19 protein-coding genes and 1 tRNA gene are annotated in these 18,237 nt (G+C 72.6%); 7 read left to right on the top strand and 13 right to left on the bottom strand.

Annotation, left to right across the window (positions count from 1 at the left end; genetic code table 11):
• Nucleotides 1–296: 296 nt before the first annotated feature.
• A complete protein-coding gene (locus ACWCYO_RS05425; RefSeq protein WP_270150098.1) occupies nt 297–962 on the top strand; it encodes a GNAT family N-acetyltransferase in 666 nt (221 codons plus the stop codon).
• A gap of 225 nt (nt 963–1,187) precedes the next feature.
• On the opposite strand, the gene ACWCYO_RS05420 is transcribed toward ACWCYO_RS05425, so the two are convergent.
• Together ACWCYO_RS05420 and ACWCYO_RS05415 are read right to left on the bottom strand one after the other, a co-directional pair.
• Complete coding sequence (locus ACWCYO_RS05420; protein ID WP_270150097.1) at nt 1,188–1,904, bottom strand: HAD family hydrolase; 717 nt, start codon at nt 1,902–1,904, stop codon at nt 1,188–1,190.
• Nucleotides 1,905–1,998: 94 nt separating this feature from the next.
• Complete coding sequence (locus ACWCYO_RS05415; RefSeq protein WP_449783464.1) at nt 1,999–3,018, bottom strand: helix-turn-helix transcriptional regulator; 1,020 nt, start codon at nt 3,016–3,018, stop codon at nt 1,999–2,001.
• A 97-nt stretch (nt 3,019–3,115) separates the two neighbouring features.
• Here ACWCYO_RS05415 and ACWCYO_RS05410 point away from each other — a divergent pair, with 97 nt between their 5' ends.
• Nucleotides 3,116–3,514 carry a VOC family protein gene (locus tag ACWCYO_RS05410; protein WP_270150094.1) on the top strand — a complete coding sequence of 133 codons (399 nt, stop codon included), beginning with the start codon at nt 3,116–3,118 and terminating at the stop codon, nt 3,512–3,514.
• A 49-nt stretch (nt 3,515–3,563) separates the two neighbouring features.
• On the opposite strand, the gene ACWCYO_RS05405 is transcribed toward ACWCYO_RS05410, so the two are convergent.
• Nucleotides 3,564–3,914: an ArsR/SmtB family transcription factor gene (locus ACWCYO_RS05405; protein ID WP_449783463.1), complete on the bottom strand. Its 351-nt coding sequence runs from the start codon at nt 3,912–3,914 to the stop codon at nt 3,564–3,566.
• Between the two features lie 143 nt (nt 3,915–4,057).
• Between ACWCYO_RS05405 and ACWCYO_RS05400 the strand changes: the two genes are divergently transcribed.
• Nucleotides 4,058–5,332 carry an MFS transporter gene (locus ACWCYO_RS05400; protein WP_449783462.1) on the top strand — a complete coding sequence of 425 codons (1,275 nt, stop codon included), beginning with the start codon at nt 4,058–4,060 and terminating at the stop codon, nt 5,330–5,332.
• Nucleotides 5,333–5,562: 230 nt separating this feature from the next.
• Here ACWCYO_RS05400 and pgm read toward each other — a convergent pair whose 3' ends face one another.
• The 4 genes from pgm to ACWCYO_RS05380 all read right to left on the bottom strand — a co-directional run bounded on the left by pgm (nt 5,563) and on the right by ACWCYO_RS05380 (nt 8,956).
• Nucleotides 5,563–7,203 carry a phosphoglucomutase (alpha-D-glucose-1,6-bisphosphate-dependent) gene (pgm, locus tag ACWCYO_RS05395; protein ID WP_270150088.1) on the bottom strand — a complete coding sequence of 547 codons (1,641 nt, stop codon included), beginning with the start codon at nt 7,201–7,203 and terminating at the stop codon, nt 5,563–5,565.
• A 208-nt stretch (nt 7,204–7,411) separates the two neighbouring features.
• Nucleotides 7,412–7,711, bottom strand: coding sequence for a YciI family protein (locus ACWCYO_RS05390; RefSeq protein ID WP_270150087.1), 300 nt, complete (start codon nt 7,709–7,711; stop codon nt 7,412–7,414).
• A 57-nt stretch (nt 7,712–7,768) separates the two neighbouring features.
• Nucleotides 7,769–8,608, bottom strand: a complete 840-nt coding sequence (locus tag ACWCYO_RS05385; RefSeq protein ID WP_449783469.1) for a GNAT family N-acetyltransferase — start codon at nt 8,606–8,608, stop codon at nt 7,769–7,771.
• A gap of 268 nt (nt 8,609–8,876) precedes the next feature.
• Nucleotides 8,877–8,956: transfer RNA gene (locus ACWCYO_RS05380), tRNA-Tyr, on the bottom strand.
• A 546-nt stretch (nt 8,957–9,502) separates the two neighbouring features.
• Between ACWCYO_RS05380 and ACWCYO_RS05375 the strand changes: the two genes are divergently transcribed.
• Together ACWCYO_RS05375 and ACWCYO_RS05370 are read left to right on the top strand one after the other, a co-directional pair.
• Nucleotides 9,503–9,844: a hypothetical protein gene (locus tag ACWCYO_RS05375; RefSeq protein WP_449783461.1), complete on the top strand. Its 342-nt coding sequence runs from the start codon at nt 9,503–9,505 to the stop codon at nt 9,842–9,844.
• A gap of 158 nt (nt 9,845–10,002) precedes the next feature.
• Nucleotides 10,003–11,493: an FAD-binding protein gene (locus tag ACWCYO_RS05370; RefSeq protein WP_449783460.1), complete on the top strand. Its 1,491-nt coding sequence runs from the start codon at nt 10,003–10,005 to the stop codon at nt 11,491–11,493.
• Between the two features lie 173 nt (nt 11,494–11,666).
• Here ACWCYO_RS05370 and ACWCYO_RS05365 read toward each other — a convergent pair whose 3' ends face one another.
• The 6 genes from ACWCYO_RS05365 to ACWCYO_RS05340 form a co-directional block, all read right to left on the bottom strand.
• A complete protein-coding gene (locus ACWCYO_RS05365) occupies nt 11,667–12,626 on the bottom strand; it encodes a helix-turn-helix transcriptional regulator (RefSeq protein WP_449783459.1) in 960 nt (319 codons plus the stop codon).
• A gap of 189 nt (nt 12,627–12,815) precedes the next feature.
• Entirely contained in the window at nt 12,816–13,376 is a 561-nt protein-coding gene (locus ACWCYO_RS05360) for a pyridoxamine 5'-phosphate oxidase family protein (RefSeq protein ID WP_270150073.1), read from the bottom strand.
• 156 nt (nt 13,377–13,532) lie between these two features.
• Nucleotides 13,533–14,396, bottom strand: a complete 864-nt coding sequence (locus tag ACWCYO_RS05355) for an ABC transporter permease (RefSeq protein ID WP_449783458.1) — start codon at nt 14,394–14,396, stop codon at nt 13,533–13,535.
• Complete coding sequence (locus ACWCYO_RS05350; protein WP_270150067.1) at nt 14,356–15,237, bottom strand: ATP-binding cassette domain-containing protein; 882 nt, start codon at nt 15,235–15,237, stop codon at nt 14,356–14,358. The genes ACWCYO_RS05355 and ACWCYO_RS05350 overlap by 41 nt, the downstream gene beginning before the upstream one ends.
• Nucleotides 15,237–15,638, bottom strand: a complete 402-nt coding sequence (locus ACWCYO_RS05345) for a MarR family winged helix-turn-helix transcriptional regulator (protein WP_449783468.1) — start codon at nt 15,636–15,638, stop codon at nt 15,237–15,239. The genes ACWCYO_RS05350 and ACWCYO_RS05345 overlap by 1 nt, the downstream gene beginning before the upstream one ends.
• 385 nt (nt 15,639–16,023) lie before the next feature.
• Nucleotides 16,024–16,833, bottom strand: a complete 810-nt coding sequence (locus ACWCYO_RS05340; protein ID WP_270150065.1) for an alpha/beta fold hydrolase — start codon at nt 16,831–16,833, stop codon at nt 16,024–16,026.
• A 156-nt stretch (nt 16,834–16,989) separates the two neighbouring features.
• On the opposite strand from ACWCYO_RS05340, the gene ACWCYO_RS05335 reads away from it, so the two are divergent.
• Nucleotides 16,990–17,622 (top strand): TetR/AcrR family transcriptional regulator C-terminal domain-containing protein, encoded by a 633-nt coding sequence (locus ACWCYO_RS05335; protein ID WP_270150062.1) that lies wholly within the window; start codon nt 16,990–16,992, stop codon nt 17,620–17,622.
• 260 nt (nt 17,623–17,882) lie between these two features.
• On the top strand, nt 17,883–18,236 hold the full coding sequence (locus ACWCYO_RS05330; RefSeq protein WP_449783457.1) for an ArsR/SmtB family transcription factor: 354 nt from the start codon (nt 17,883–17,885) through the stop codon (nt 18,234–18,236).
• The last annotated feature ends 1 nt before the right edge of the window (nt 18,237 follow it).

Below are 18,237 nucleotides of genomic sequence, written 5' to 3'. Positions count from 1 at the left end.
CCGGGCCAGGAGCTCGTGGGCGAGGCGGTAGGTGGCGGCGGCGAAGTCGCCGGCGGTGATCTCGACGCCGTCGGCGGTGGTGATGGCCCGCCGGTCGGGCCGGGAGGCCAGGGAGCGCAGGATCAAGGCGGGTGCGCTGACGAACTCCCGGTTAGTCGTGGCCACTTCTTGTGCGGAGGGGGCAACCATGTTCCCACCCTAGCCGGAGCCGGTGGCCGCCCACCGGCTGGTCCGGGCCGGCGGTCGAACGGGAAACCGTGGTGCGGCGGGCGGGCGGTTTCGGCACACTGTCCCGGATGATCACCGACTACTGGCCGCTGAAGGGCCTGCGCGTCACCACGCCCCGCCTGGAACTGCGCCTGCCCACCGAGGACGAACTGGGCGAGGTCGCGGACCTCGCCGCCCGTGGCATCCACCTGCCGACCCAGCGCCCCTTCCTCACCCCCTGGGGAACACTGCCGCCCGCCGAACGCGCCCGGCACGTCCTGCAGATGCACTGGCACCGGATGGGGCGCTGGACGGCGCAGCACTGGGCGCTGGACCTGGTGGCCTTCCACCAGGGACATCCGGTGGGCGTGCAGGACATGCGGGCCAAGGAGTTCACGGTGCGGCGCGAGATCTCCTCCGGCTCGTGGGTCGGCCTGGAGCACCAGGGCCAGGGCTTCGGCACCGAGATGCGCGCCGCGATGCTCCAGCTGGCCTTCGCGGAGCTGGGCGCGGTCTCGGCGACATCGGTGTCCTTCACCGACAACCACTCCTCCCTCGCCGTCTCCCGCAAGCTCGGCTACCGCCCCGACGGCATCGACCGCGACACCCTCGACGGCCACGTCGTGGAGTCCCAGCGCCTGCGCCTGTCCCGCGACCACTGGCAGGGCCCACCCGTCCCGGTCACCGTCACCGGCCTCACCCCCACCTGCCTCACCCTCTTCGGCGCCACCACCCCCGCCTCGCCGGATCGGTAGGCCCGCGCACAGGAAGTCGGCCACGCGGGCGAGTCCGCGGGAGGAGCGGCTTCCAACGCCCCGGGCCCGCAACTCCCCTGTGCGCAGGAAGTCGGGCCGGCCGACTTCTCGTGCGTAGGCGCCGAGGGCCGGTCCACGGGGATGGTACGCCGCCACGTCCGGGGGCGGTGGCAGCGCTGTGGGGGGCGAGTCGGGTGGGTCGGGTTGCTGGGTGGGGGTGTGGCGTCAGGTGGTGAGGGCTTGGGGCAGGGTGTCCAGGGAGTGCAGGACGTGGATGCCCTGGGCGACGGGGGTGTTGGTGGCGGCGCGGTCGAGCCAGAAGGCGTGGAGACCGGCGTTGCGGGCGCCTTCGGCGTCGAGGGTGTACTTGTCGCCGACGTAGGCGACTTCGTGTGGGGGCAGGCCCAGGGCGGCGCAGCCGGCGTGGAAGATGCCGGGGGCGGGTTTGGCTTCGCCGTGTTGGTCGGAGCAGACGAGGACGTCGCCGAGGTGGTCGAGCAGGCCGATGGTGCGCAGTTTGTGGCGTTGGTGGTCGGTGTCGGAGTTGGAGACGATGCCGAGCCGGTAGTGGGGGGCGAGTTGCCGCAGGGTCGGCTTCGCGTCGGGGAAGGCGGTCCAGGCGGCGTCGCGGTGGGCGGCGTAACCGGCGAACCAGGTGGCGGCCTGTTCGTCGCTCAGGTGCTCGGCACCGTCCTCGCCGAGTTGGGCGAGGAACTGGCGGGTGCGTTCGTACTGCTGGCCGCGCAGGGTGAGTTCCCGGGCGAGGTAGCGGGCGTACTGGACCTCCATGACGCTGCGCCACAGGGTCAGCGCCGCCTGTGGGGAGGGGAAGCGCTGCAGCAGGCCGATGTCGCGCAGGTGGGCGATGATGCCGGCTTCCTCCGAGCCCGAGTAGTCGAACAAGGTGTCGTCGACGTCGAAGAGCACGCCCCTGATCGGCATGAACCGTCCTTTCCGTTTCACTGCGGTGCGCTGCGGTGTGCTGCGGTGTGCTGCGGTGTGCTGCGCCGCGGTGTGCTGCGCTGCGGTAGGGACCCTACGTGTCGGCGTTGCGGGCACCGGAGGCGAGACGGTGGGCGAGTGCGGTGACGAGTTCGCGCAGTTCGTCAGGGCGGTCGATGGTGAACGGCCGGTCGAGTGCGGCGAGTAGCGGGGGCAGCCAGTCGAGGCGTTGGGCCCGCAGTTCGACGCGCAGCCAGCGCTCGGCCGCCTGGTCCTGGTCCTGGCCGGTCGCGGGTTCGTGTTCCGCGAGCTCGGCGACGGCGGCGGGCAGGTGGGTGCGGACGTGTTCGGGCGTGGCGTGGATGCGCAGGCTCACCCGGTGGCGGTAGTCGGCGGTGGCGAAGCCGGTGAGTACGCGCTGGGCGGGATCGGGGCCGGCGGGTTCGTCGAAGGTGCCGGGCAGGACTCTGGCGTCGGTGACGCGGTCGAGCCGGAAGGTCCGCGCTTCGTCGATCCGGGTGTCCGTGCCGGTGACGTACCAGCGGCCGCCGTGGGCGACGATCCCGTGGGGGTGCAGGGTGCGTTCGCTGGGCCGACCGTCGCGGTCGGTGTAACGGATGGCGAGGGGGCGGTGATGGCGTACCGCGTCGGCGACGGTGAGCAGGACCGCGCCGTCGGGCGTGTCGGGGGTGGCAGGGGCGCCGGGGGTGTCGGACTGGTCGGTGTGGGCGAGGGTTTCCAGGAGGGCGTCGAGGCGGCGGGCGGTGGGCCGGGGCAGGACCCGGCGGATCTTCGCCGTCGCCGTCTCGTTGGCGGTGCGCTGGGTGGGTGTCAGTGCGGTGCGGCGGGCGGTGAGCAGGCCGAGCAGGACGGCCAGCGCCTCGTCGTCGCCGAGCATGAGCGGGGGCAGGCGGTAGCCGGGGGCGAGACGGTAGCCGCCGTAGCGCCCGCGCACCGATTCCACGGGCACGTCCAGCTCGATCAGCCGGTCCACGTAGCGGCGCACGGTGCGTCCTTGGACGCCGAGGCGGTCGGCGAGTTCGGCCACGGTCCGGGTGCCGCCCGACTGGAGCAGTTCCAGGAGCGTCAGCACGCGTGCGGTGGGTCGGGGCATGCGGACAAGCTACCTCCGATAGGGGACCGGTTCTGTCCGGTATTGCTCCTAGCCTGCGTTGCGCAACGTCTTCAGCACGTACGACCAGGGAGATTCCATGGACTTCGTCTCGATCCGCATCATCACCGGCGACGTCGCCCGCCTCGTCGGGTTCTACGAGCGGGCCACGGGCGCGCGGGCGGTGTGGGCCACCGAGGACTTCGCCGAACTGCGCACCGCGGGCGCGACCCTGGCCATCGCCGCCACCCGCACCGTCGCACTGTTCGCCCCGGGCTCCGCCCACCCGGCGGACAACCGCAGTGTGATCACCGAGTTCCTGGTCGACGACGTGGACCGCGTGGCCGAGGACCTGGCGGGTTTCGTCACCGACGTCGTCGCCGGGCCGACCACGATGCCCTGGGGCAACCGGTCGCTGCTGGTGCGCGACCCCGACGGCAACCTGGTCAACTTCTTCACGCCCGTCACCGCGGCGGCCGTGGCGAGGTTGGCGCGCTGACGCCGCCGCGGGCCACGGGCCTGCGGCGGCAGGCCCGTGGCCGCAGGCCTCAAGCGGACGCGGGGGCGGGGGCCGCCGCGAGGAGGGCGTCCAGCAGGCCCGGGAAGCGGGCGTCCAAGTCCGTGCGGCGCAGGCTGACGAAGCGGTTGCGGCCGGCGACGCGGGTGGTGGTGACGCCGGCCTCGCGCAGGACGCGCATGTGGTGGGAGACGGTCGACTTGTGCAGGTGGTCCAGGCCCAGGTCGCGGGGGGCGCAGGAGTGCTCGGCGCCGTCGGCGTAGCTGAGCAGCAGGCGCATGCGGACGGGGTCGCCGAGGGCGTGCAGGACCGTGACGAGGTCGATGTCGGCGGTGGCGGGCTGGGGCAGCCGCTCATCCTCGGTCACGGGCACGGTGGTCATGGGCGCGGTGGTCACGGGCTGGCTCCGGTCCTCGGGGGTACGACGGCGGTGAATGGTTTGACAATCATCCACCAATCCTCGATTGTTTGGCGAGCATCAAACCGTTGCATGGTCGTCCAACAATAGCCTCGGGGGGCTTTCCCGTGCCCGTACGCCTGCTCCTGCTCGCCCTCGGCACCTTCGCCATGGGCACCGACTCGATGGTCGTGGCCGGCATCCTCGGCCCGATCTCCGCCGACCTGGGTGTGTCGGTGGGCGCCGCCGGCCAGCTGGTCACCGTCTTCGCGCTCGGCTACGCCCTGCTGGCCCCGCCACTGGCCGCCGCCACCGCCCGTTGGCCGCGCCGGCGCCTGCTGCTGACCGCGCTCGCCGTCTTCAGCGCCGCCAACGCGCTCAGCGCCCTCGCCCCCGGCTACGAACTGCTGCTGGCCACCCGGGTGCTGGCCGCAGCCGGCGCCGCCCTCTACACCCCCACCGCCAACGCGGTCGCCACCACCCTGGTCGCCCCCGAGCGGCGCGGACGGGCGATCGCCACCGTGCTCGGCGGCATGACCGTCGCCACCGCGCTCGGCGTACCGCTGGGCACCTGGGTCGGACGCGCCGACTGGCGGCTGACGATGTGGCTGGTCACCGCGCTCGGCCTGGCCGCGCTCGCAGGACTCGCCGCCCTGCTGCGCGGCCTGCCCGCCCCCGCCGCCGCCCCCACCCTCAGCGCCCGCCTCGCCCCGCTGGGCCGGCGCCAGGTCCTCGGCGCGGCCGCCACCACGCTCGCCTTCTTCCTCGCCTTCCAGAGCGTCTACATCTACCTCGCCACCGCCGTCCACGGCGCCACCGGCGGCAGCGCCGACCGGCTGAGCCTCATCCTGCTCACCACCGGCGTGATGTCGGTGGCCGGTAGCTGGCTGGGCGGGCGCCTGGTCGACCGCGCCGGGGTGCGCACCGTGCTGCTGGCCGGCTCCGCCGTCGCCGCCGGCGCCTTCGCCGCCCTGCCGTGGCTGGGGCGCGGCATGCCGGGGGCGCTGGCGTACTCGGTGGTGGTGCCGCTGGCCGGGTGGGCGGTGTCGGTCGCGCTGCCGCACCGGCTGGCCTCCATCGACCCGGCGAACGCGCCGCTGCTGATCTCGCTGAACAGCAGCGCCCTGTACCTGGGCACGGCGGCCGGCGGGGTGGCGGGGTCGGCATCGATCGCGCTGCTGGGCGAGCGGTGGTTCCCGCTGGCGGCGGCGGTGCTGGCACTGGTGGCGTGCGCGATCGCCGCGGCCACCACCCGCGACCAGCGCGCGCACGCCCCGGCCCACGCGGCCCCTGCGGCGGAGGCACCTGCCCCGGTGGCGGCGGGGGCGCCGACTGCGGCGGAGGCACCGGCCGCGATGGCGCCGACGGCGGTGACGCGCGGGCAAGAAGCCGTACGCGCCTGAGGAACCGTACGCCAGAGCGGGCCCGGCATCGTCGACAGCGATCGCCGCGCCGGACACCCGCTGACCGGCATCGACCCCGGCACCCGCCCGACCGGCTGGCACCGGCACGCGGCCGTCCGCTCGGGGGCGGGCCGAACGCCGTCCACCCAGGAGGCCCGTACGGGGGTCGGGCCCCCGCGCCGCCGGTGCCCCGGCCACCTCGAAGAGACGGCCGGGGCACCGGACGTGCGTCAGGCTCCGAGTACCTCGCCGACCAGGGCGCGGGCTTCCTGCTGCACCCGCGTCAGGTGCTCCTGGCCCAGGAACGACTCGGCGTAGATCTTGTACACGTCCTCGGTGCCCGAGGGCCGGGCCGCGAACCAGGCGTTGTCGGTGCACACCTTCAGGCCGCCGATGGCCGCCCCGTTGCCGGGCGCGTGGGAGAGCACCGCGGTGATCTTCTCCCCCGCCAGCTCCCCGGCCGTGACCTGCTCCGGCGACAGGCGGGCCAGGCGGGCCTTCTGGTCGCGGTCGGCGGGGGCGTCCAGGCGGGCGTAGGCGGGAGCGCCGTGACGGGCGGTCAGGTCACGGTAGTAGGCGCTGGGGGTGGTGCCGGTGACGGCGGTGATCTCCGAGGCGAGCAGCGCCAGCAGGATGCCGTCCTTGTCGGTGCTCCACACCCCGCCGTCGCGGCGCAGGAAGGAGGCGCCGGCGCTCTCCTCGCCGCCGAAGGCGATCGAGCCCTCCAACAGGCCGTCGACGAACCACTTGAAGCCGACCGGAACCTCCACCAGCGCGCGGCGCAGGTCGGCGGCGACCCGGTCCAGCATCGAGGAGGACACCAGCGTCTTGCCCACCGCCGCGTCAGCGGGCCAGTCGGCACGGTGCCGGTAGAGGTAGTCGACGGCCACCGCCAGGTAGTGGTTGGGGTTCATCAAGCCACCGTCCGGGGTGACGATGCCGTGCCGGTCGGCGTCCGCGTCGTTGCCCGTGGCGATCGCGTACTCGTCCTTGCGGCCGATGAGGGAGGCCATCGCGGCCGGCGAGGAGCAGTCCATGCGGATCTTGCCGTCCCAGTCCAGCGTCATGAACCGCCACGTCGGATCGGTCACCGGGTTGACCACCGTCAGATCCAGGCGGTGGGACTCCGCGATCCGCCCCCAGTAGGCCACCGACGCCCCGCCCAGCGGGTCCGCACCGATGCGCAACCCCGCCTCCCGCACCGCGTCCAGGTCCACCACCGAGGGCAGATCCTCCACATAGGCGCCCAGGAAGTCGTGTCGCCCGGTGGTGGCGGCGGCCAGCGCCCGCGCGTACGGGACCTTCTTGACCCCGCGCAGGCCCTCGCGGATCAGCTCGTTCGCCCGGTCCTGGATCCAGCCGGTCGCCTCGGAACCCGCCGGCCCCCCACTGGGCGGGTTGTACTTGAAACCGCCGTCACGCGGCGGATTGTGCGAGGGCGTCACCACGATGCCGTCCGCCAGCGCCTGCGGACTGCGCCGATTGTGCACCAGGATCGCGTGCGAGACCGCCGGAGTGGGCGTGTAGCCGTCGGCGGCGTCGATCAGCACCTGCACGCCGTTGGCGGCCAGCACCTCCAGCGCCGTCGCCTTGGCCGGCTCGGACAGCGCGTGGGTGTCCGCACCCAGGAACAACGGGCCTGCCACCTTCTGCCCGGCCCGGTACTCGCAGATCGCCTGCGTCGTCGCGGCGATGTGATCCTCGTTGAACGCCGCGTCCAGCGAGGAACCCCGGTGCCCCGACGTCCCGAACGCCACCCGCTGCGCCACCTCCTGCGGATCCGGGCGCAGCGCGTAGTACGCCGTCACCAGCCGTGCCACGTCCACCAGGTCCCCGGGCTGTGCCGGCTGCCCGGCTCGTGCGTGTGCCATCCGTCCACTCCCGCCGAATTCCCGACAAGCGCGAGGGCCTCTCCGCCCCGCGCTCACCGATCGTAGCCAGAACGCGACCGTGCCCCGAACAGCTCGGGCCGGCCCGGGGCACCACTCGCATCAGCGTCGGGCGGCCTCCGGCGCACGGCGTGCGGCACGCGGCACGCGGCTTACCGCTTACGGCCTGCGGCGGCTTGCGGCCTCGGGTTCAGGCGGCCAGCTGCTGGCGGTAGGCCTCCAGCGCCGGGGCGGTGACGGTGGCCAGGAACTCCGTCACCCGGTAGCGGGTCAGCCCCAGGCGCACGAAGGGGTCGGTGGCCACCAGCGCCTCGATCTCGGCCCGGTCCTGCCCCACCGCCAGGATCACCCCGCCATCACGCGGCACCTTGCGCCCCGACGCCAGGAAGGTGCCGGCCGCGTAGTGGGACTCAAGCCACCGCACGTGCTGCGCCAGCGCTTCGTCGATCCGCTCCAACTCGGCGGTGTAGGTCAACTCCAGGATGAACATGCGGTCAGGCTATCCCCGTGTTCGCCTGCCATCCGGACCGGGGCCGCCGCCAGGGCTTCACCGCGACGCGCTCACCCGCTGAGAGGCCCACCAGGTCGAAGGTGCCGCGGCGGTGTAGCCCAGCGACTCGTACAGCGGCCTGCCCAGCTTCGAAGCGGTGAGGGTTGCCGGCAGGTGCGCCAGGTCCGCGAGGGAGGCGAGCATGACCGCCCGACCCACCCCGCGCGAGCGGAAGGCCGGCGAGGTACCGACCCAGAAGTGACCGACCACGTCCTCGTGCACCGCCCTGACGCACGCCCCCGCAGCCACACCGTCGTACGAGGCGACGAACACATCCACGCCCGGTTGCCCGATCAGCGCCATCGGGAACAACTCACCGCCGCGGTAGGGCTCGAACGCGGTCAGCTCGAAACCCTCGATCACCACCCGCTCGGCCGCCTGCAGATCCTCGCTGCGCCGTACCCGGACCACCTGCAGCGCCGCTTCACCCGCCGCTTCGCCCACGGGCCCGGGCGCGCGCACCATGATCGGCATCTGCCAGTTGCGCATGCCCAGCTGGCTCAGGTCGGTGGCGTTGAACGGATCCTCGGCGTTCACCGGGCCCACGGCCCGGCGGGCCAGCTCGCTCAACTCGGCCACCTCGCCCGCATCGAGGCCGGGCTCCTGGATCAGGATCCGCACGCCCGCGCGCTCGTCGCCGTCGACCGCGACGAATCCGCGGCGCCGGATCACCTCGTGCCCCCGGCTTCGGCCGATCGCGCTCCAGAACGCGGCCGAGCCGCGGGCCTGACGCATCGCCGCCGGGGCCGAGGAAGGGGAGGTGGAGACAGACCGGTCGCCGGTCGTGGTGGATCCCGTTGTCATGCTGCCTACGGTAGTGCGGAATTGACCCGGCATCTGGGCCAATTCCCGTACGGTCCACTGGGCCACCTCGGGGCCTGGCTATCCCCGGGACGCCGACAGCTGCGTGACCGTGCCGGGCCGCGGCGGTCAGCCGGAACGGACCGCGAGCAGCCGCCGGCAAGAGACATGAAACACCGGCGGTGGTAACGGCGGCGTACTGCGCCGGCACTTCCTCGATCCGGTCCAGCCAGCACGGTGCAGATCAGCTCCAGAATGAACACGCCGTCAGCCGGCGCCGCCGGGGACCGGTCTGCGGCAGGGGTGGGCGAGGACGGATTCGAACCGCCACAGCCGAAGCGGGGGCTTTACAGGCCCTTGGGCTCTCCCATGCCCAGCTCACCCTCGCCGTCGCCCTCGGGGAGCGTCAACACCATTGCTCCACAAAGAGCTTGCGCGACACGACCGGCCCGCCGGGGGCAGGGCGGCGCGGCGGCTCAGCGCGTCCGGGGCCAGGCGGCGCCGGCGCAGGTGCCACAGCGGGGGCGGCGATAGCCACGGCCACGGGCGGCTCGGGCTGCTGTGCCGTTCATGGCGCACTCCCCTCCTTCGCTGTGGTGCGGTGGTGCGGCGTTCTGTGCGCGACCACTCTTGCGCAAGGCGCCCCGGGGGTGCAACGGGTTTTTCCGGCCCCGGCCCGGGAGGGTGCCGACCCCAATCCTGCCAGGTCAGGCAAGGGTTGCGGTAGGACGCAGCCCACCCTTTCTTCGCCTTGCCGCACCCCGCGTCCGCGCCGCACACTCGTGCAACACCCCACTCCCCCTCTCTCGCGGCCCACGCGCCGCCGCCCGCCTGTCCGGACGGCGGCGCGCGAGCCGTCGCGCCCCGGCGCCGTCGCCAGGGGGCTGGGGGTGTGCACCACGAGAGCAACGACCAAGGGGGAAACGACACATGAACGTGCACATGGACCTGCTGCTTGCGGCACGGGTACGGCTGATGAGCCACAACGACCGGATCCTGACCGGCGAGGAGGGAATGCGGGCCTACCGGATCCTGTTCACGGTCAGCCCCCGCGCCTACGCCTACAAACTGGCCTACGTGCTGCGGGAGCTGAGCGAGAGTGGCGCGCGGGTGGCCCGCCTGCCCCAGGCCCGGCAGGCACTGCTGGAGGAGGCACGGGCCGCCAGCACCCTCATTCCCGCCGACGCCCCCGCCTACCAGCGCCACATGTGGGACCACACGATGGCGCAGCTGCGGGAGATCGAGCGTCGGCTCGGCCAGGCGGGTCAGTGACGCCCCCGCGCGTGGACGAGGGTCTGGTACTGCGGGCCGGGTGCACCTGCTGAGCTGCAACGACTGGAAGCTCTACGGGCCGGACGGCCGGTAGGCGACCGACGAGATGACTGCGGTACAACAACCCCGATGTGACGACCGATCGGAGATACCCTGATATGAGCAGGCCAGGACTGTCCCGCCGCGCCCTGATCACCGGCGTCGGCGCCGCCGTACTCGGGTGGAACGCCACCACCCGCACCTGGGCCACCACACCTGACCCAGGCGTCGCCGAACTGCCCGCCCTGGACGGCACGGTGACCCTGAACGGCGAAGACCTGGAACGGTTCGCCGGCGACTTCGGACACCTGATCACCGCCGCACCCCGCGCCGTGGCACGCCCCGCCTCCGTACGGGACGTGCAGCGCATCGTCGCATTCGCCCGGCACCACCGCATCCCGGTGGCCGTCAACGGACAGAGCGGCGACGCGGCGCTCCTCGGGCGCTCCGGACTCGAATCGCACTCCAGCTACGGTCAGGCCAACCCGCGCGGCGGCATCGCCATCGACGCCCGTGGCCTGGACACGATCGTCTCCGTCCGCCCCGGCGAGGCCGTGGTGCAAGCCGGCGCCACCTGGGCGCAGCTGACCGACGCCGCACTCGCCAAGGGCTGGATACCGCCAGCGCTGACGGACTACCTGCACCTGTCGGTGGGCGGGACACTGAGCGTGGGCGGCATCGGCGGCGCAGTGCAGCACCACGGCCTGCAAACCGACACGGTGCGCGAGCTGCAGGTGGTGACCGGCACCGGTGAACTGGTGACGGCCTCCCGGAAGAACAACCGGGAACTGTTCGAGGCGGTACTGGCCGGCGGCGGACAGGCGGGAATCATCGTGCAGGCGACCCTGGCACTGGTGCCGGCGCGCGAACGCTCCACCGTGTTCACCCTCGCCTACGACGACCTGGACACCTACCTCACCGACCAACAGAAGATCCTGGCCGACGGCCGCTTCGACCTGCAGGTCGGCAACGTGGTGCGCAGCTCGGACGGAAAGCGGTGGCGGTACGCCGCAGAACTGGTGGCCTACGGGGACACCGGACGCGCGGGGGAAAGCGAGGAGCTCCTGGCGGGGCTGAACCCGGTGGCAGGTGAGACGACGGTGGTGGAACAGAGCTGGCGCGAGTACGCGTTCCGGGTCGACGCCTTCGCCGCGTACCTGCGGACGGCGGGCTTCTGGGGCCTGCCCAAGCCATGGCTGAGCCTGTTCCTGCCCGCGTCCACGGCGGGAGTGTTCATGCGGGAAGCAGCCGACGTCCTGACCGCCGCGGACCTGGGCGCCGGACTGCTGCTGTTCTACCCCTACGCGCGCCACAAGATCACCACACCACTGGCAGTGCTGCCCACCGAGGACGTGGGCTGGCACTTCGACCTGCTCGCCTTCCCCGCACCCGGCACGGACACCACCCGGATGCTGGAACGCAACCGGCACCTGTACGAACGGGCCGTCGAGCTGGGCGGCAAACGCTACCTGATCGGCGCGATCCCCGGGATGGCCCGGGCGGACTGGATCCGCCACTACGGGCAGCAGTGGGAACGAGTGCGACGGGCCAAGCGGCGCTACGACCCGGCGGGAATCCTCACCCCGGGCCAGAACATCCACAACACCTGACCCCACGCGCGCTCGAAACCCCCACCCCCGACCCGCGCGGAACCCCGGCACCCGGTCCGCGGCCCAACGGTGCGCGCCGCACCGCGTGTCGGGGCGCCGGGTCCGCCTTTCCCGGGGCGGCCGCCCTGCCGGGCCGGCCGCTCAGGTGTACCGACGCTCAGGCGTGCCGACGCTCAGGCGTAGAGAGCGGCGGCGCGGCGGGCCGCCTCGGCCAGGCGGGCACGCAGTTCGGGTGGGTGGAGGACCTCGGCTTCCGGGCCCAGCCGCAGGAGTTCGAAGTAGCCGATCTCCCAGCTCTCCAGCGGCAGGGTCACGGTGATCCAGCCGTCGGCGTCCGCGGGACCGGCAGTGCCGAGGGCGTCGGCGGCGGCGACCGGCTCCAGCAACACGGCGAGGTGCTCAACGGCCAGCGGGCTCAACCTCACCAAGGCGCGTTCGCGCAGCATGGCCCGGGTGAACTCCCGCGCCGCGGTGGCCCAGTGGTCGGCGAGATCGAAGTCCGGGTCACGCTCGAAACGTTCCTCGCCCGCCTCGGCACTCTCGAACCGGTCCACGCGATAGGAACGGATGCGCCCGCCGGGCCCGCGCGCCGCGACGTACCACTGCCCCGCCTTGAGCACCAGCCCGTACGGCTCCAGCCGCCGCTGCCGGGTGCCACCACCGCGCGCCGCGTAGCGGGCGTGCAGCACGCGTTCCTGCCACACCGCACGCGAGACCTCGGCGAGCAGCGGAGGAGCCTGGGTGTCACGGAACCAGGCGGGCGCGTCGAGATGGAAACGCTGCGCGGCAGCCCCGGGCGCGTCCCCCAGCACGGCCGCGATCTTCACACGTGCGGCAAGGGCCTGCCCGGACAGGCCCATCTCACGCAACGGGCCCGGGAGCGCGGCCAGATGCAGAACCTCGGCCTCGGCGCGTTCGAGGCCGGTCAGCCGGCTACGGTAGCCATCGACGAGCCGATAACCCCCACCACGACCGCGCTCGGCATACACCGGCACCCCCGCCTCGATCAGCGCGGCGACATCACGCTGCACAGTGCGTTCGGACACCTCCAGCTCGGCCGCGAGTTGCGCGGCGGTCATCGTGCGCCGATTCTGCAGGAGCAGCAACAACGCGATCGCCCGGCTCGCCCGCATCCCGCCCCCTCCGCCGCCGGCCGTCTCGCCCGCCGCCGTGTCCGTCCGCCTGCCGTACCCGGGCGGCGCCCGGTGCGCGGCCGGGACCCTCGAATCACGGCCGCACACCATTGTCGCCCCACACCGGAGCCCCACACCGAAAGCCCGGCGCCGGCACCGTACACCGGAGCCGTACGCCGGAGCCGCAGATCAGTGCCGCGGGTCCCGCAGGGCATCCGGAAGCGGCAGGCCGGGATCGCCGATCCGGTCGGGGTCGTGGGCGAACGCGGCCATCCAGTGCGGGCGCAGCCGGTAGTAGACGACGTCGTTGTCCCAGTCGAAGGCGTCATCGCCGTAGAAGTCGCGGAAGTAGGCGAGCAACTGCGGCCAGTCGGCGGCGGGTTCGGTGCCGTGCGGGTTGAGGACCTCCACGGTGCCGTGGGTGAACACGCCCAGCTCCTCCCCGCGCAGGTGGGCCGCACTGGCGGCTGGACGCTCAGCGAGATGGCGGGCCTTGGCGGAGGTGCGCGCGGTGCCGAAGTGCCATGCACCGTGCAGGAAATGCCCGTCCACGCCGCTGACGCGCGGCTCGCCCGTGGCGGTGACGGTGGACAGCGCGAGCGTGCACATGCCGGTGAGCACGCCGGTGAGCTGCCCGGCGCTGAGGGCGCGTTCACTGGTGATGATCGAGCGCAGGTGCGCGGTGGAGCGGGAGAGCGAGGTGTCGAGGAGGGCCTGGAGACGGTGGAGCTCGTCAGGTGTTTCGCGCATGGGGATCCTTGCCTTGTCGTAATCGTCCCAGCCGGCACCCACAACGTCATCACGTCACCACGGTGCCGGTCGGTATTCCCCACGGTCCCGGCGAAACCCGACACCTTCTGTCGTCTTTCCCGTCAGGGCCCTCGATCGTCCCGTCAGGGCGGTACCTCAACGTGCCAGGCGCCCCAGCAAGGCGGAGGCGGCGGCGATGCCGGCACCGGTGGCGGCGGCCAGGACGGCGAAATCCAGCGGCAGGTGGCAGGGGGTGCCGATCAGCAGGCCGCGCAGCGCGTCGACCTGGTAACTGAGCGGGTTGGCCTTGCTGACGGCCTGCAGCCAGCCCGGCATCAGGCCGAGCGGGTAGAGGGCGTTGGAGCCGAAGAACAGCGGCATGGTGATCGCCTGGCCGATACCCATCAGACGGTCGCGGGTCAGCACGATCCCGGCGATCGCCATCGAGAGGCAGGAGAAGAACGCCGAGCCGAGCAACACCACGGCCACCACGCCCGCCAGGCGCAACGGGTTCCAGGTCATCGCGACGCCCAGGACCGCGGCGATCAGCACCACGACCACCGCCTGCAGAACGGCCTTCACACCGGCGGCGAAGGCCTTGCCGGTGACCAGAGCGGCGCGCGGGGTCGGGGTGACCAGCAGTTTGGTCAGGACCCCGGAGTCCCGCTCCCAGATGATCATGATGCCGTAGAAGATCGCGATGAACATCGCGGACTGGGCGATGATGCCCGGCGCGAGGTAGTCCAGGTAGGGGATGCCGCCGGTGGGGATCGCCTTGAGACGGGTGAAGGTCTCGCCGAAGATCAGCAGCCACAGGGCGGGCTGGACGGCCCGGGTGTAGAGCTCGGTGCGGTCGTGCCGCAGCTTCTGCAGTTCCACCGCGCACATCGCGGCGATGCGGGCGGGAATCACACGCCAGCCGGTGCGGGCGCGCGGGGCCACCAGCAGCAGGTCCAACTCGGCTCCGCGGTCAGAGGGTTCAGCCGACGCGGTTGGCTGTTCGGCGGGTACGGCGGACATCACCGAAGTCTCCTTCCGTGGCGTCGGCCAGCTCACGGCCGGCGAAGTGACGGAACACGTCGTCCAGGGTCGGCTCAGCTTGGGCCGCACCGGCATCGGCTCCGGCTCCGGTGTCGGCTCCGGCTCCGGCGGCCTGGCGGACCCGGTCCTTGAGTTCGGCGGGAGTGCCCAGCGCCCGGATGCGGCCGCGGTCCATCAGGGCGATGCGGTCGCAGTGGCGGTCGGCTTCGTCCATGTAGTGGGTGGTGACCAGGACGGTCATGCCGGTGGCGTCGCGCACGGCGTCCACGCGTTCCCACACGCCGGTGCGGGCGATCGGGTCCAGGCCGATGGTGGGTTCGTCCAGGACCAGCAAGCGCGGGGCGCTGACCAGGGCCTGGGCGAGTTCGAGCCGGCGCACCATGCCGCCGGAGTAGGTGGCGGCCATCCGGTCGGCGGCCCCGGTCAGGTCGACGGCCGCCAGGGCCTGGGCCACGCGGCGGGTGCGTTCGGCGCGGGGGACGTCGAAGACCCGGGCGAACAGGGCCACGTTCTCGCGGCCGGTGAGCCCGGCGTCGGCGGACAGCTGCTGGGGCACGTAGCCGAGCAGACGCCGCACCTGCATCGGGCGGCGGGCGACGTCGTGACCGAAGACCCGCACCATGCCCGCACCGACCGGCAACAGGGTGGTGATCGCCCGGATCGCCGTGGTCTTGCCCGCCCCATTGGGGCCCAGCAGACCGAACACCTCACCGGCACGCACGGTCAGGTCGATACCGTCCACCGCCCGCGTCGCCTTCCCACGCCCGTGACGGAAGGTGTACTCCAGCCCCCGGCACACCACCGCATCCTCCCGGTCCATCACCGCTCCCCGTCCGGCAGGGCGCGCAGGCCCCCGGCGAGGTGGTGCAGCGCGGGGAGTGCGGCGGCCAGCGCCGCCTGCTCCTGCTCGGACAGGCCCGCCACCAGCTCGCCCATCAGCACCCTGCGGCGCCGACGCCAGGCCTCGATCCGCTCCTCGGCCGCCACCGTCGCGTACAACAGCGCCGCCCGCCGATCACCGGGATCCACCTCGCGGCGCAGCAGGCCCTGCGCGACCAACTGGTTGACCAGGGTCGACACCGAGTTCCCGGCCAGACACAACTCCTCGGCGGCCTCGCGGACCCGCAGCCCCGGGCTGTCCATCACCAGACGCAGCAGTTCCACCTGCGCCCCGCGCAGCCTGGGCTGCTGACTCTGGTGACGCAGGCGACGCCGCAGCATGCGCTGGATACCGACCAGCAGAGCGGAGAACTCATCCGCGAGTGCGGCATCGATGTGGCGGGGAGCATGTGTCGTCACACCCCCAATTTTATCTCTCAGTAAGAGGTATCCGTCGAGAGTGCGGACCGGAATCCGCGGGCGCGGCGGCACGGGCACGGCATGCGGCCGGGCCACGGGCGAGGAACCGTCGACGCCGGGGCCGCCGACAAGCGGCGCACGGCAGGGGCTCAGGCGCTCTCCGCCCCGCTGCCGCCCGGGCCTCAGCGGTCGGCAGCGGAGCGCAGGGCGTCGCGGCCCCGTGCCGCGCCCTGCTTGATCCGCCGGCCATGCCCCGTCGGCCGTTCCTCGACGCTTGCGGGGGCCACCGGCACCGCACGGGAGGCCGTCAGCCCGCGGCTCGCGCTGCCGGCGGCACCGGGGGCGTCCGGTCGAGGGCGCCCAGCGGCATGAGCTTGGGCGCCTGGTGGTCGGCGAGGAAGTCGAGCAGGATCCGGTTGACCAGGTGGGGCTTCTCCAGCGGGGCGGTGTGGGAGGTGCCGGGCAGGACCGCGAACTGGGCGTTCGGGATGGCCGCGGCCATCGCCGCGCCATGACTGACCCGCACGCCGTCGTCGTCACCTTGCAGGACCAGGACGGGCATCTCCAGGGCGGTCAGGGCCGCCAGGCCGATGTCGGGCTCCTCGCGCCACATCGTCAGCCACTTGGCGAACACCACGGGGAAGTGGCCAGGACCGTCCGGAGACAGCGGTTCGTACTGCGGGCGGAACATCGCCTCCAGCCGCGCGGTGTCCCCGAGGATCGCCGCATCCGCCTCGGTGGCACCGTCACGGCTGACACCGGCGCTGATGAGGACGAGCTTGCGCACCAGGTCCGGACGGCGCAGCGCCAGGCGCAGGGCCACGGTGGCGCCGGCGCTCCAGCCGACGAGGTGAACGGGGCCGGTGGCGAGGGTTTCCAGCAGGGCGATGGTGTCACCGGCCATCAGGTCGGTGGTGACGGGGCCTTCGACGTCGGGGGTACGGCCGTGACCACGGCGTTCGGGGGCGTGGACCCGGAAGTGCTCGGCGAGCGCGGGAATCTGGGCGTACCAGCTGTCCGCGGTCACCCCGCCGCCGTGCAACAGCACCACCGGCTCGCCCTCACCACGGACCTCGCAGTAGGTACGCAACCCCTCGACCATCACATACTCACCCATGCCCACCCCTCATTTCCGTCGTCGACAGCGGCGAACCGGCCTGCCCGGCAGTCGAGTTCACCGTACTTGAGCAATGCTCAGGTCGATCATAGCCGGGCGACCTGAGCTAAGCTCAAGTCACTGGAATCCCCCGGCCGGAAGGACCGCGCCCACCCCATGGCACTGCACCGCGAGGACGTCGTACGCGCCGCACTCGACCTACTGGACGAAGTCGGCCTGGAACGACTGACCACCCGGGCACTGACCGACCGGCTCGGTGTCCAACGCGGCGCCCTGTACTGGCACGTACGCAGCAAACACGAGCTGCTCGGGGCGATGGCGGACACCGTCGTCGCGCGGGCGTTCACCGCGATCGACACGGGTGATGGCGAGGCGGCGGGATGGGCGGAACGCACGACGCGCTTCGCACACCGGCTACGGCAAGCACTACTCGCCCACCGCGACGGAGCGCGCCTGGTCTCCGGCCACCTCACCCCCGGAACCGGGACGCTGGAAACAGTCGAGGAAGGACTGGCCCGGATGCGCGCCGAAGGACTCACCCTGGCCCAGGCCGCCACGTTCGGACACGCGGTGACCAGCTACGTCATCGGTTTCGTCCTGCAGGAGCAGGCCGCACACACCGGACGGGCGAGGCAGGCCGGGGCCGGCGACAACGCCGCGGCGACGGTGGACCCGGAACGCTACCCCCACCTCGCCGAATGGCAGACCGGACAACCCGCCGACCCGGACCACGCGTTCACCGCCGGACTCGCCTTCCTCACCGCGGGACTGTCCGCCCAACTGCCCTGACGGCAGCGGCCAGACCGGGGCGGGGGCGGGGGCGTTCGGCCAACGACCGCCTGTTTCACGGGCACTGTCACGGGGCGAAACCGGCGGGCGACGGGCGCGCTCGTGCAGGCGTGGTGTGCGATCGGTGTTGCACAGGTGTCGAAGCGGGCGTGGCGGGGGGCCGTCCCGTAGTAGCGTCGGGGGTGAAGTCGCGCATGGTGCGCGGACGTTGGCGACGAGTGCCACGGGACGGGGGCCGGGCTTGGGAAGGGGTGGTGGGTGTGGGACGAGCACGCGTGACGGCGCGGGTGATCGTGCACCCCGGTGTGGAGGACGTCAGCGTCCAGCAGGTGCTGGAAGCCCTCGCCGACCCGGCGAGACGCTCAGTGGTACGCACACTGGCACACGCGGGCGCCGACCTGAGCTGCGGCTCCTTCGACCTGCCGGTCGGACGCTCCACCTCCAGCCACCACTTCTCCGTGCTCCGCGCGGCCGGGGTGCTGCGCCAGTACTACGTGGGAACCACCAAGATGAACACACTGCGCACCGAGGAACTGGAGCGACGCTTCCCCGGTCTGCTGACGGCGGTGGTCGCCGCCGCCGACGCCGAAGCGCAAGCCCAAGCCGCCCCCTGAT

Source organism: Kitasatospora sp. NPDC001683 (genome assembly GCF_053596495.1).
The sequence above is the reverse complement of the archived record's forward strand: the minus strand, read 5'-3'. Positions and strand labels throughout refer to the sequence as shown.